We start from the raw sequence: 11,907 nt of genomic DNA, 5'->3' as shown, positions 1-11,907 counted from the left end.
AGCGTCACCCCAACGTCAGGCGCCCTCAGGCGTCCCAGGTGCGCAGCCAGATCGTGTAGTCGGACTCGGCCAGCTTGGCCAGCGCCGCCTCGGGCAGCGGGTCGAGCGTGTCGGTGACGACGTACCCCTGTTCGCCCCTTGTGGAGAGGTACTGCGCGGTGATGTTGTCGCCGCCCTCGGCCAGGATCCGGTTCACGTCGGCGAGGACGCCGGGGATGTTCACGTGCAGGAAGCCGAGCCGGTGGCCGGCGTGCAGCTGCGGAGCCTGCACGGCCGGCAGGTTGACCGAGAGCTCGGTGCGTCCCTCGAGCGCGAAGCCGGCGAGCTTGCCCGCGACGAAGTACCCGATCTCCTCCTGCGCCTCCTGCGTCGAGCCGCCGACGTGCGGGGTGAGGATGACGTTGTCGAGCCCGCGCAGCACCGACTCGAAGGCGTCGCCCTGCGCCTTCGGCTCGACGGGGAACACGTCGAGCGCGGCGCCGGCGATGTGGCCGGAGAGGATGTTCTCCCGGAGCGCGACGTCGTCGACGACCATGCCGCGCGAGGCGTTGATGAAGAGGCTGCGCGGCTTCATCTTCGCGAACTGCTCCGCGCCGAACATCCCGGCGTTGCCCGGCCTCCCGTCGACGTGGATGCTCACGACGTCGGCCGCGGCCAGCAGGTCGTCGAGGGTCTTCACGCGACGGGCGTTGCCGTGGGCGAGGCGGTCGGCGGTGTCGAAGAAGATCACCCGCAGGCCCATCGACTCGGCGAGGTTCGAGAGCTGGGTCCCGATGTTGCCGTAGCCGACGATGCCGAGGGTCCGGCCGCGGATCTCGTGGCTGCCCTTGGCGGACTTGTCCCAGACGCCGGCGTGCATCTTCTCGGTCTTCTCGGCCAGCCGGCGGGCCAGCACGATGATCTCGCCGATCACGAGCTCCACGACACTGCGCGTGTTGGAGTACGGCGCGTTGAACACCGCGATGCCGCGCTCGGCGGCGGCCGCCAGGTCGACCTGGTTGGTGCCGATGCAGAAGCAGCCGACCGCGAGCAGGTCCGGCGCCTTGTCGAGGACGGCCGAGGTGATGTGGGTGTTGGAGCGGATGCCCAGCAGGTGCACGCCCGGAAGCGCCTCCAGCAGCTCCTCCTCGGACAGCGAGCTGGTGCGCAGCTCGACCTCGAAGCCGCGAGCCTGGAGGATCTCGACGGCGACCGGATGGATGTTCTCGAGCAGCAGCACCTTCACGGTCGTCCAGCCTAGGCGCCGCGACCGCGCCACCCGGCGGCGGTCCAGAATGCTGATAGCCGCCCGCCGTTCGTGTGCGACCGGCATGATCAGCCGCATGACCCGTCCGGCTCGGCGTACGGCGGTCGCGGTCGCGCTCATGCTCGCGGCGACCGTGCTGGCCGCCGGTGCGGCCGACGGGATCGCCGCCCCGCACCGCGCCCCGGCTCGCGCCGACACCGAGGGGCGGGGCACCTGGCAGGTCCAGTCGCTCGGCTCCGGGCGGTACGCCGTGGCGTGGACCTCACCGGTCCCGCTGCCGATGACCGACGACCGGCCGCGGGTCGTCGGGCCCGGCTCGGTGCTGGTCGGGGTCACCGCGGTGGCCGGTCCCACGGTGCGCGCGACGGTCACCGCGCCCGTCGCCCCGGACGGTGACGACCTGGACGTCGTCCTCTCCGGCCACCGGCTCGACGAGACGGATGCGGCCCCCACGCGACGGGTGGCGGCGGTGCCGGCCGCCCCGCTGGAGCTCGCGGGCACCGTGACGCTCGACGACGACCCGGCGACCCCGGGGCCCTTCGCCGTCGTCACCAGCGACTACACGCTCCCCTCGCTGGTCGTGCCGGGGCTGGCGAGGCCGGTCGAGATGGTCGGTCACGTCGTGGAGCCCGCGCCGGAGGCCGCGACAGGCCCGCGCCCGCTGGTGCTCTTCGAGCACGGGCGGCACAGCGCCTGCTACCAGCCCGGCGACGCGGACGCGTGGACGGCGGCGTGGCCGTGCCCGGCGCCGTTCGTGGAGGTCCCCAGCCACCTGGGCTACGACTACGTGCAACAGGTGCTGGCGTCCCAGGGCTACGCGACCGTCTCGGTGCGCGCCAACGGCGTCAACGTCCAGGACGAGCAGGTGAGTGACGGCGGGGCGAGCGCCCGTGCGACGGTCGCGATCGCCCACCTCGACCACTGGGCCACGATCGCCGCCGACCACCAGGTCGACCTCCGACGGGTGGTGCTCGTCGGCCACAGCCGCGGTGGGGAGGGCGTGGCCCGGGCCTCGATCCGGATCCCGCTGACCGCGCCCTACCGGGTGGTCGGCCAGGTCCTGGTGGCGCCGACCGACTTCGGCTGGCAGACCTCGCCGTACGTGCCGACCGTGACGCTGCTGCCGTCCTGCGACGGCGACATCACCGACCTGCAGGGTCAGCGGTTCACCGACACGGCGCGCGACCTCACCGACGACGACACCTCGCTCAAGAGCTCGGTGCTGGTCATGGGCGCCAACCACAACTACTTCAACGCGGTCTGGTCTCCTGGATCCGGCCCTGCGCCTGCTGCCGACGACTGGACCGGCCCATCCCGGCGCGAGTGCGGCGCCCGGAGCCCGGGCCGGCTGTCGTCGAGCGAGCAGCGCGCGGTCGCGGCGGCGTACGTCGCCGGCGCGGTGCACCTGTTCGCCGCCGGCGACCAGCGGGTGCTCCCGCTGCTGGACGGCTCGCGGGCGCGGGTCGCGTCCCAGGGCCGGGCGCAGGTGCTCAGCCACGCGATCGGCGGCGGGCGCTCGGTTCGCGCACCGTCGCCGGCGTCGCCGGCGACGCCGCCTGGCGGCGCGGCCACGCGCCTGTGCCGGGGCGCGGACGAGCCTCGGCAGGCGAGTGCCTGCGGGTACGGCGGTCTGCGTGCGGCGAGCGCCCCGCACTGGAGCGTGGCCGGCGACCGCGCGCCGACCCGACAGTTCCTGGAGATGGCGTGGACCGCGGCCGGGCAGGCCGGCGGGCTCCAGCTCACGGCGCCGCTCGACCTGACCGGACGGCGGCTCGAGGTGCGCACGATCGCCGACCCGCGCCGGCCGGTCGCCCTCCGGGTGCGCGTCGCCGACTCCGGCGGCCGGACGGCACTGCTCACGCCGGTCGGCGGCGGCGTGCTCGAGCCGCTGGGTCGGGAGCCGGACGTCCGGAGGCTGTGGGCGCAGGCGCTCGTCGTCGATCCCTCCGCCGCTGCCGTCGACCTGACCCGGATCACCCGCGTCGACCTCGTCGCGGCGAGCGACCGCGGGCGGGTGTGGGTCGCCGACGTGTCCGCCGCGCCGGCCTCGCTCGCGCCCGTGCCCGAGCGACGGCTGCCGATCCTCGACCTCGACCGGGTGACCGTCGCCGAGGGTGACCGGGGTGTCCCCGTCGTCCACCTTCCGTACCGGCTCGCCGGCGCGCTCACCGAGCCTGCCCAGGTCGTCTTCGTCACCAGCGGGCGGGGACCTGGCCCCGACGAGCGTCTCACGGTCGACCTCGTCCCCGGCGAGACCGGGGGGTCCGTGCCCGTGAGCCACGAGGCCGACCTGCGCGCGGACCGGCGCAGGACCATCACCGAGGTGTCGGCGTGGGCCACCCGCAACCTGGTCACCGACAGCTACCTCGGTCAGGTGACCGTGGTCGACGACGACCCCCGGCCGCGGCTGCGGGTGCGCACCCAGCGCCTCCAGATCGTGGAGGGGGAGGCGGCCCGCTGGACCATCGCGCTCGACCGACCGGCCGACTACGACGTCCCGGTCGCGCTCAGCGTGGTCAGGAGCCCGCGCCCGGCCCTGCGGGTGGGCGACGTCGACCCCGACTGGATCGCGTCCCACATCGGTGTCGTCGAGGCAGGCCGAGCGCTCTGGCGCACCGGTGTGGCGACCTTCGGGTCGCTGCGGCCGCGACGCACCGTGCTGCGGATGAGCATCCCGACGCTGCGTGACGGGGTCACGGAGGGTCCGGAGACGCTCCGGGTCCGGCTGGACGTCGGCCGGCGGACCTTCGTCCGCACGGTCACCGTCGTCGACGCGCGCTGACCTCCCGGGTCAGCTCCCCGGGCAGTCGGCCGTGACGTCGCGCGGGTCGTCGGTCGGCACGTGAACGGTGCAGCGCACCTTCTTGCCGTTGCGGGAGAACGGCACGTCCTCGGTCGTCGAGCCCGGCGACATGTCGAAGGTCGACACGCTCAGCTCGACCGAGTCCTCCGGCAGCGGCTGGCCCGCGCCGTCGACCATCTCGAGACCGTACTCCTCGGCCAGCGTGTCCTCCGCGATCGCCAGCGGAGTCCTCTCGTCGAGGTCGAAGTACGCCGAGGCAGCCCAGGGGATGAGCGGCACCAGGGCGATCAGCACGATCACCGGCAGCCAGAACGTCAGCACCGACCGAGCGGTGCCCGACTTCTTCTTCTCCACACTGTGCCCTTCACGACGGGTGCGAACCCCCCGAGCCTACCGAGCGGGCGGCACGTGGTGGTTGCCCCGCACCAGGTCGCCGGGGTCGTAGGCCGCCTTCACCTGCCGCAGCCGCGCCCAGGTCGGCGCGTCGAAGAACCTGCTGGCGTCGGTCGGCTGCATGACGAAGTTCGGGTAGTCGCCGACGCGCTGGTCGGCGGTGGCAGCCGCGACGCCGCCGAGCGCCTCCCGCACCGCGGGCTCGGCCTCCGGGACCGGGACGACGCCCAGGCTGAGCATCCCGATCTCGCCCGGGAGCGTGGCGCGCGCGCCGGCGTCGGGCGTGGCGCGGTGCAGCGCGCCGCCCAGGTGCCGGAACTCCACGAGCCCGAGCGGCGACCCGGCGCCGGCGATCCGCGCCACGTCGTCGATCGCGCTCGGCGTCAGCTCCTCGAGCAGCGCGGTGGTCGCGCGGAAGGGCAGCGGGCTCTCGGGATCCATCGCCTGGCGGTGCAGGGCCGACGGGGGCTGAACGGCGACGGTGTCCATCGCCGGGCCCAGCCGGCGCAGCGGCTCGAGCAGCGCCCGGCCGTCGGCCTCGGCGCCCAGGAACGCCACGAGGACGATCGTGAACGACCGGCCACGCACGGGCTCGGGGACCTCGGGGAACGGCGGGAAGTGGATCGTCGAGCACCAGGTCGTCATCTCCTCCGGGAAGCCGGGCAGCAGCGCGGTCCAGGCGTGCAGCACGTCGGCGATCCGCTCGACGGGGTAGAACAGCGCGCCGGCGTACACCTGCGCGAGCGGCTGGACGCCGAACTCGAAGCCGGTCACCACCCCGAAGCTGCCCCCGCCGCCCCGCAGCGCCCAGAAGAGGTCGGGCTCGTGCTCGCGGTCGGCCCGGACCAGCTCGCCACCGGCGGTGACGACGTCGATCGCGGTGATCGCGTTGGTCTGCAGCCCGTGCTTGCGGGACAGCCAGCCGATGCCGCCGCCGAGGGAGTAGCCGGCGATGCCGACCTCCGGGGAGGAGCCGTGCAGCGCCGCGAGGCCGAGGTCGGCCAGCTGGGGCGAGACGTCGCGCCACCGGGTGCCGGCACCGGCCCGCACGCTGCGCGCGGCGGCGTCGATGCGGACGTCGGTGAGCCGCGAGGTGTTGAGGAGCACCGTGCCGCGGAGGGAGCCCAGGGGGCTGGCGTTGTGGCCGGTCGACTGCGCTGCCACGCGGAGGCCGCGGCGGTGCGCCCAGCGGACGACGTCGGCGACCTCGTCGGCGTCCGTCGGCACCGCGATCGCCTCGGGCTGCTGGTCGTCCAGGACGTTGAACGTGCCGCGGAGGTCGTCGAAGCCTGGCCGGCCGGGCCGGATCAGGGTTCTCGGGTCGATGTCGGTGTCGAGCTCGATGGTCATGGCGGGTCTCCTCATTTCGATGAACAGTGATGTGCAACGAAGTTAGGTCGACTCGGCCGCCCTGTCAATTGGTTGAACAGATGTGTGCAATTATTTGTCCGTGACGAGGAAGTACGAGCAGCGACGCCGCGCGGAGCAGCAGGAGGAGACCCGGCGCCGGATCGTGGAGGCAGCGGTCGGGCTGCACGGCGCGATCGGACCAGCGCGCACATCGCTGAGTGCGGTCGCCGAGAAGGCGGGCGTGCAGCGCAACACGCTCTACCGCTACTTCCCGGACGAGCGCGAGCTCCTCCACGCCTGCTCGGCGCACTACTCCGAGCTCAACCCCGTGCCCACGACCGACGGCTGGTCCGATGTCGAGGACCCGCTCGAGCGCGCCGGTGCCGGCCTGCGCGCGCTCTACGCCTACTGGGAGGCCAACCAGCAGATGGTCGCCCACGTGCTCCGCGACGCCGAGTCCGAGCCCCTGGTCCGCGAGGTCAGCGAGGCGCGCTGGGGCGTGCCACTGGGCGCGATCCGCGCCGCGCTGCTCGGCGGGGCGACGGATCGCGAGGGCGCCGCGACGGTCGATCTCGCGATCGGCTTCCGGACCTGGCAGTCGCTGCGCCACAGCGGTCTCTCCACCGCCGACGCCGCCGACCTGATGGCCCGGGTCGTGGCCCGGGCCCTCGGTCGCCCGTGACGTCCACGCGTCATCCATCTGGGGTAAATACGGCCCTCTGAGCGCCCTGTTATTCCTATGGGTGAATCCGGAGGCCCTGTCCGGGCACATGGTTGAGAACTGACGGCTACTCCGGGAGGCCGAGGTCATGGGCGAGATCGAGAAGACGGACGGCGAGTGGGAGCGCGGCCAGCGCACCGACGACCTGGCGGGTCCACTGCTGACGGGCTTCGCGATCGGGGCGCTGCTGGTCGGGCTGGTCTGGTGGGCCGTCGCCATGGTCACGTCGGACTCGGACGGCGCGGGTTCCGGGCAGGCGGGCGAGGCCGAGATCGGGGCCCCTCTGGCCGCGCCGGGCGCGACCCCCGCTGCCGCTCCGAGCCGCATGGACCGCTGCGCCGCCGCGGCGCGCGGCCTGACGGGGCCGCTCCAGCTCGCGCAGCCCGCGATGGACCAGTGGGCGGTCCACGTGGGAGCGATGAACAAGCTCGTGGTCGGCGAGATCACCCTGACACAGGCGACGGCGTTCTGGAACCAGACCCGGGTGGGGGCCCACCAACGGATCCAAACCTTCGACCGGGCGACCGCCCGGATCGAGCGGGACGGCGTGGACTGCCCGGCGCCGCGGCTCCTCGGGACGGGGGTCCCGGCCGCCGTGCGCGCCTGCAGCACCCAGGTCGAGGCCGAGGTCCATGCGCTCGACGCCGCCCGGACCGCGATCGCCACGTGGCGGCACCACGTGGCGGACATGGAACAGCTCCGGCTCGGCAAGCTGTCGCCCACCGCCGCCACCCAGATGTGGCTGTCGATGTGGCAACGCGGGGTCAGCGAGCTCGACGACTACCGCGCCGCCGCGAAGGCCGCGCAGCGCGGGCCCGGCTGCGACGGAGAGGCCGGCGACGCACCGGCCGCCGCCCCGTCGGAGACGCCCGAGCCGACCCACTCGATGTCGTCGATGCACTGAGTCGATGCACTGAGGCGTCAGGCCCCGACGTCCTCCGCGTCGACGATCCGGTAGGCGTAGCCCTGCTCGGCGAGGAACCGCTGCCGGTTGGCGGCGAAGTCGGCGTCGACGGTGTCGCGCGACACGATCGTGTAGAAGTGCGCGGTCTTGCCCTCGGACTTCGGCCGCAGCAGCCGGCCGAGTCGCTGGGCCTCCTCCTGGCGCGAGCCGAAGGAGCCGGACACCTGGATCGCGACCTCGGCCGACGGCAGGTCGATGGAGAAGTTCGCGACCTTCGACACGACCAGCAGGCCGACCTCGCCCGCCCGGAACGCTTCGAAGAGCCGCTGCCGCTCGCGCACGGTCGTCTCGCCCTTGATCACCGGCGCGTCCAGCGCGAGAGCCAGCTCGTCGAGCTGGTCGATGTACTGCCCGATCACCAACGTGGGCTGGCCCGGGTGCGATGCGACCAGCGACCGGACAACGTCGATCTTGTGGTGCGTGCACGACGCGAGGCGGTAGCGCTCCTCCGGCTCCGCGGTCGCGTACGCCAGCCGCTCGGTGGTCGGCAGCGTCACCCGCACCTCGACGCAGTCGGCGGGCGCGATCCAGCCCTGTGCCTCGATGTCCTTCCACGGCGCGTCGTACCGCTTGGGGCCGATCAGCGAGAAGACGTCGCCCTCTCGGCCGTCCTCACGCACCAGGGTCGCGGTCAGGCCGAGCCGACGGCGGGCCTGGAGGTTGGCGGTCATCCGGAAGATCGGCGCCGGCAGCAGGTGCACCTCGTCGTAGACGATCAGGCCCCAGTCACGGGCGTCGAGCAGCTCGAGGTGCGGGTAGACGCCCTTCCGCTTCGTCGTCAGGACCTGGTACGTCGCGATCGTGACCGGCCGCACCTCCTTGACGGCACCGGAGTACTCGCCGATCTCGTCCTCGGTCAGCGAGGTGCGCCGGAGCAGCTCGTCCTTCCACTGCCGGGCGGAGACGGTGTTGGTGACGAGGATCAGCGTGGTCGCCTGGGCCTCGGCCATCGCGGCCGCGCCGACGATCGTCTTGCCGGCCCCGCAGGGCAGCACGACGACGCCCGAGCCCCCGTGCCAGAAGGAGTCGGCCGCCTCGCGCTGGTAGGTACGCAGGTGCCACTCGACCTCCGACAGCGCGATGGGGTGCGCCTCGCCGTCGACGTACCCGGCGAAGTCCTCGGCCGGCCAGCCGAGCTTGAGCAGGGCCTGCTTGAGGTTGCCGCGCTCCGAGGCGTGCACGGCCACCGTGTCGTCGTCGATCCGCGACCCGAGCATGCCGGCGACCTTCTTGGCGCGCAGCACCTCCTCCAGGACCGGCCGGTCGTTGGAGGCCAGCACCAGCCCGTGCACCGGGTGCTTCTCGAGGCGCAGCCGTCCGTAGCGGGCCATCGTCTCGGCGACGTCGACGAGCAGCGCGTGCGGGACGGCGTACCTGCTGTAGGTCAGCAGGGTGTCGACGACCTGCTCGGCGTCGTGCCCGGCCGCGCGGGCGTTCCACAGGCCGAGCGGCGTCAGCCGGTAGGTGTGGACGTGCTCGGGCGAGCGCTCGAGCTCGGCGAAGGGCGCGATCGCCTTGCGGCAGTCCGCCGCGCGCTCGTGGTCGACCTCGAGCAGCAGCGTCTTGTCGGACTGGACGATGAGGGGACCGTCGTTCACGCGCCGGCCTTCTGGCGTGCCCGATAGGCCGCGACGTTGGCGCGCGAGGAGCAGCGCTCGGAGCAGTAGCGGCGGGAGCGGTTGGGGGAGGCGTCGACGAACGCGTTGCTGCAGGTCGCCGAGGCACACACGCCGAGCCGGTCGGCGCCGAGGTCGCAGACCAGCGTCGCAAGGCCCAGGAGGGACTCGCCGATCACCTGCTCGGCGACGCTGCCGGAGCCGGTGGCGACGTGCAGGTGCAGGTGCTGCGCGTCGTGGTCGGAGATCTGCGGCGTGATCGGGTGCCGCGCGAGCAGCGTGTTGAGGCCGCCGGTCACGCCGGGCAGGTCGCCGGCCTCGCCGGCGTCGAAGACCGGGCGGAGCTCCCGCTGGAGCTTGCGCAGCAGCATGCAGTCGCGGTCGGTGGCCTTCTCCTGCAGCCACGGGCGGTCGTCGAGGTACGCCACCAGCCCGTCGACCTCCGCGAGGTCGGCGTTGAGCAGCGAGGCGGCGGCCTCGGCGTACCGGATGAAGTCCACGTTTCAATCTTACGGAGCCGGCCTACGCGGGGACGTCCCGCACGGTCGTGATCCGGTGCACGGCGAAGGTGCGTACGTCGTCGCTGCGGTGGTCGCGCGCGGTGAGCGACCCGCCGTCGAGCGAGAGGGGGTCGACGAGGCGGTCGGAGCTGGCGCCCTGGTTGTCGACGTAGCCGATCACCACCGTCGCACCGGTCTCGATGGCCTCGCGCAGCGCGGCCATCGACCCGGCCGGGGTGAGCCGTTCGGCCGACGCCGGCCGGGTGGACTCGGTGCGGTCGCCGGCCCGGATCGCGCCGACCACCTGGCTGACGTGGGCGGCCTCCCGGGTCGCGCGCAGCGCCCGGCCGCGGTGGTCCTTGGGCGTGCGGGCCCGGAGCAGGTCGGGCCGGGCGACGTGCACGGTGCCGTCGGGTGACTCCACGACGGGTGCGACGCCGAGCTCGCGCAGCCGGGGGAGCAGCACGTCGATCGGGGTGCTGCTGACCAGCACGGTCGGCGCCAGCCGGCGCAGCCCGAGCGAGGCGGCCTTCGGGTGGTGCAGCAGCTCGGTGAGGGCGGACTCGTCGTCGGCCCGGAGGAAGGCCTCCGCGTGCCCGACCCGGACGGTGCCGAACGTGCGGGCGGTGTCGTCGACCAGGTAGGTGAGCGGCTGCGGCACCGGCGTCCGGGACACCGACGCGACGAACCCGTGGATCTCCGCCGCGGACCAGCCGACGTCGAGCGCCCGGCGTACCGACCCGGGCGTGAAGCGGTAGACCGTGCCTCCGCCACCTGACTCCACGTCGGCCACCAGCCGGAGCTGACGGGCCAGTCCCGACTCCAGCGGCCCGGGCGCGACGGCGGTGAGGTCGGCCTGGAGCAGCACGTGGTCGATGGGCTCGGGCAGCAGACCGGCGAGCGCCGCGGTCGCGGCCGCCCCGTCGCCGGCGAGCAGCGGTCGGGCGAACCCGGCCAGGCCGCCGAGCCCGAGGAGGCCGAGCGCGGACCCCTCCGTGACCGCCCACGCCACCTGGTCGGCGCGGGTCCGCGGGCGGCGCGGCCGCTCCCACTCGGCGCGGGCGACCAGCGACGGCGTGCCGGTCCCGGCAGCGAGCACGGCGCCGGGCGGCAGCCCGGCCAGCAGCGCGAGGGTCAGGGTGCGGGTCTCGACCTGGTGCATGCCGGCCAGCTCCGGGGACAGTGCGTTCCAGGGCTTGCCGGACGGGTCGCGCGACCCGACCAGCCCGGGCAGCCGCGGGCTCTCCAGCCAGGCGACGGCGAGGGCGAGCCAGCGCTCGGCCGTCGGCTTCGCCGTCCAGGCGTCGAAGGCGTCGGTCGGGATCCAGCGCGGGTCGCCGTCCGGGCCGGCCGCCGTCGTCAGCAGCCCGGCCGCCGCGGCGACCTCGACGAGCAGCGCGGCGCCGGGCTCGTCGGTGTGCAGGTCCGCGGCCAGGGCTCGCAGGTCGCGGACGGCCAGGCCGCCGCTGCGCAGCGCCGACGGCGGCGCGCCGCTCCACTCGTCGAGCACGAGCTCGACCCGGCGGACCATCTCGAACGCCGCACCCGCCGCGGCCCGGTCGACGACGGTCTGGTCGCGCTCGGAGGTCGCGAGCACCGGCGGCGCCGAGGCGTCGTACGTCGTGGTGCGGCCGCCGCGGAGCACGAGCCCGACCTCGCCCGGCAGCGTGACCGTGCCGCCGGACCGCGGGACCAGCAGGCGGTGGGCGAGCAGCTCCTCCGCGGGTGTCGCCGCGTCCTCGGGACCGACGCCGTGGCGGGCGGTGCCGGTGGTGGCGGTGCCGCCGGCGTCGAGGACGTGCTCCAGCAGGGCGCGGGCGGGCGGCGACAGCGCAGCCAGGCGGCGTTCGATCTCGGCCGCGGGCAGCGGGTCGGGCGAGACGGGCCGCAGCCCGCTGACCCCGGGGGTGCCGGGGGCGAGCGCCTCGGCGACGGTGGTCAGTGCCCGCAGGCCTTGAGGGCTCTCCCAGGCGAGCGCCAGGTCGGCCAGCCGGGTGAGGGCGGCCCGCACGGCGACGGGGTCGCCCGCCACGACCTCCAGAGGCTCGTCGGCACTGGTTTGACCCACGACGACGAGGGCATCAAGGACACAGAGCTCGAGCAGGTTCAGCTGGTCGAGCGCGCGCAGGACAGAGGACCGGGCGGCCGCACGCGACGCGAGCTGGCCGGAGTCGTGAGGGGCCGGAGTGGCGAGATCGGGACGTTCGTGGAGCAGGAGGGCGAGCCGCTCGTCCGACCAGCTGCGCAGCTGGTCGGCGAGGGTGCGGTGCGCCGTCGTGGACATCCCTCCCACGCTACCGGGCCTCCGGCCCGA

The 11,907-nt window shown here is 74.1% G+C and carries 9 protein-coding genes; 3 read left to right on the top strand and 6 right to left on the bottom strand.

Going from position 1 to position 11,907, the window contains the following annotated elements:
* Positions 1-25: 25 nt before the first annotated feature.
* On the bottom strand, positions 26-1,225 hold the full coding sequence (gene serA, locus HZF07_RS11735; RefSeq protein WP_181645091.1) for a phosphoglycerate dehydrogenase: 1,200 nt from the start codon (positions 1,223-1,225) through the stop codon (positions 26-28).
* A 97-nt stretch (positions 1,226-1,322) separates the two neighbouring features.
* Here serA and HZF07_RS11730 point away from each other — a divergent pair, with 97 nt between their 5' ends.
* The gene (locus tag HZF07_RS11730) at positions 1,323-4,028 is read left to right on the top strand and encodes an alpha/beta hydrolase family protein (RefSeq protein ID WP_157341818.1); all 2,706 of its coding nucleotides are present in this window, start codon (positions 1,323-1,325) and stop codon (positions 4,026-4,028) included.
* Positions 4,029-4,037: 9 nt separating this feature from the next.
* On the opposite strand, the gene HZF07_RS11725 is transcribed toward HZF07_RS11730, so the two are convergent.
* On the bottom strand, positions 4,038-4,403 hold the full coding sequence (locus HZF07_RS11725) for a hypothetical protein (protein ID WP_157341816.1): 366 nt from the start codon (positions 4,401-4,403) through the stop codon (positions 4,038-4,040).
* A gap of 36 nt (positions 4,404-4,439) precedes the next feature.
* Entirely contained in the window at positions 4,440-5,792 is a 1,353-nt protein-coding gene (locus HZF07_RS11720; protein WP_181645090.1) for an FAD-binding oxidoreductase, read from the bottom strand.
* A gap of 100 nt (positions 5,793-5,892) precedes the next feature.
* On the opposite strand from HZF07_RS11720, the gene HZF07_RS11715 reads away from it, so the two are divergent.
* Together HZF07_RS11715 and HZF07_RS11710 are read left to right on the top strand one after the other, a co-directional pair.
* Positions 5,893-6,474 carry a TetR/AcrR family transcriptional regulator gene (locus HZF07_RS11715; protein ID WP_181645089.1) on the top strand — a complete coding sequence of 194 codons (582 nt, stop codon included), beginning with the start codon at positions 5,893-5,895 and terminating at the stop codon, positions 6,472-6,474.
* Between the two features lie 127 nt (positions 6,475-6,601).
* Positions 6,602-7,417 (top strand): hypothetical protein, encoded by an 816-nt coding sequence (locus HZF07_RS11710; protein ID WP_157341810.1) that lies wholly within the window; start codon positions 6,602-6,604, stop codon positions 7,415-7,417.
* A gap of 17 nt (positions 7,418-7,434) precedes the next feature.
* Here HZF07_RS11710 and HZF07_RS11705 read toward each other — a convergent pair whose 3' ends face one another.
* From HZF07_RS11705 to HZF07_RS11695, 3 genes are read right to left on the bottom strand one after another with little or no spacing between them, the layout of a single operon-like run.
* Positions 7,435-9,075: a DNA repair helicase XPB gene (locus HZF07_RS11705; RefSeq protein ID WP_181645088.1), complete on the bottom strand. Its 1,641-nt coding sequence runs from the start codon at positions 9,073-9,075 to the stop codon at positions 7,435-7,437.
* Complete coding sequence (locus HZF07_RS11700) at positions 9,072-9,593, bottom strand: CGNR zinc finger domain-containing protein (RefSeq protein ID WP_181645087.1); 522 nt, start codon at positions 9,591-9,593, stop codon at positions 9,072-9,074. Before HZF07_RS11700 ends, HZF07_RS11705 begins: the two co-directional genes overlap by 4 nt.
* 22 nt (positions 9,594-9,615) lie before the next feature.
* A complete protein-coding gene (locus tag HZF07_RS11695) occupies positions 9,616-11,877 on the bottom strand; it encodes a helicase C-terminal domain-containing protein (protein ID WP_157341808.1) in 2,262 nt (753 codons plus the stop codon).
* Positions 11,878-11,907 lie beyond the last annotated feature (30 nt).

The organism is Nocardioides agri (assembly GCF_013778305.1).
In the GTDB taxonomy this organism is placed as follows: domain Bacteria; phylum Actinomycetota; class Actinomycetes; order Propionibacteriales; family Nocardioidaceae; genus Nocardioides; species Nocardioides agri.
This window is presented reverse-complemented; position numbering and strand designations above follow the sequence as displayed.

Bases quoted from the DNA above. Each gene is read 5' to 3' on its own strand.
- HZF07_RS11730 (WP_157341818.1), top strand. From the start codon at position 1,323: ATGACCCGTCCGGCTCGGCGTACGGCGGTCGCGGTCGCGCTCATGCTC.
- HZF07_RS11720 (WP_181645090.1), bottom strand. From the start codon at position 5,792: ATGACCATCGAGCTCGACACCGACATCGACCCGAGAACCCTGATCCGG.
- HZF07_RS11710 (WP_157341810.1), top strand. From the start codon at position 6,602: ATGGGCGAGATCGAGAAGACGGACGGCGAGTGGGAGCGCGGCCAGCGC.
- HZF07_RS11695 (WP_157341808.1), bottom strand. From the start codon at position 11,877: ATGTCCACGACGGCGCACCGCACCCTCGCCGACCAGCTGCGCAGCTGG.